We start from the raw sequence: 1,028 nt of genomic DNA on the forward strand, positions 1-1,028 counted from the left end.
TGTGAAGTCTCAATAGGTTGTTCATCCGTCCCGGAACTGGGAAGCTGTGGTTACCAGGCCGCAACAACTCAGGACAGGAGAACGGATGAACAGCCATAAGCATGCGCGATTGACCGCGCGAGGTCGAGCCTTGCTGGTCAGCAGGGTCTTGCAAGAGGGTTGGAAGGTGGCCCTGGCCAGTGAAGCGGCCGGAGTCAGTGAGCGCACCGGCTACAAGTGGCTGGCCCGTTTCAAGAGTGAAGGCCCGGCAGGACTGCTCGATCGGACCTCCAGGCCACGGCGCAGCCCTGCGAGCTGCGCGCCCGAACAGGTGCGCCAGTTCGAGCGGCGCCGCCGAGAGCGTGTACCCCTTTGGCGCATTGCCTGTGAGGCCGGGCGCAGCCTGGCCACCGTGGCGCGCCACATGGCTCGGCTGGGTCTGAGCCGATTGAGCTCACTGCAACCACGCGAGCCCGTGCACCGCTACGAGCGAGCCAGCCCAGGCGAGTTGCTGCACATCGACACCAAGCGACTGGGCCGCATCCAAGGCATTGGCCACCGCATCACTGGTGAGCGCCAGCATCGCAACAGGGGCATCGGCTGGGACGCGGTGCACTTGGCCATCGACGATCACTCGCGTGTGTCCTTCGCCTCGATCAAGCCCGACGAGGCGGGCTTGAGCTGCACTGAGTTCCTGCGCGATGCCTTGGCCTACTACGCCAGCTTGGGCGTGAGGATCGAGCGGGTGATGACCGACAACGGCAGCGGCTACGTCTCCAAGGCCTTCAGGAGCGCCTGTCTGGAACTAGGCGTGCGCCACATCCGCACCCGCCCCTACACACCCAAGACCAACGGCAAGGCCGAGCGCTTTGTGCAGACCAGCCTGCGCGAGTGGGCCTATGCCAGACCGTACGAAAGCTCGGCCCAGCGCCACGCCGCCCTGCAGCCCTTCATTGACCACTACAACTGGCTGCGGCCACACTCCGCTCTGCACCATCAGCCGCCCATGACCCGCATCCCGGGCATGAACAACCTCCTGAGACTCAACA

The 1,028-nt window shown here is 64.9% G+C and carries 1 protein-coding gene; it reads left to right on the forward strand.

Annotated features, from left to right (window positions below):
* Nucleotides 1-85: 85 nt before the first annotated feature.
* The coding region (locus tag BHU06_RS21920) for an IS481 family transposase (protein WP_070401355.1) at nucleotides 86-1,028 on the forward strand (943 nt) is incomplete at its 3' end.

The organism is Hydrogenophaga sp. PML113, assembly GCF_001777155.1.
Classification (GTDB): Bacteria; Pseudomonadota; Gammaproteobacteria; order Burkholderiales; family Burkholderiaceae_C; genus Hydrogenophaga; species Hydrogenophaga borbori.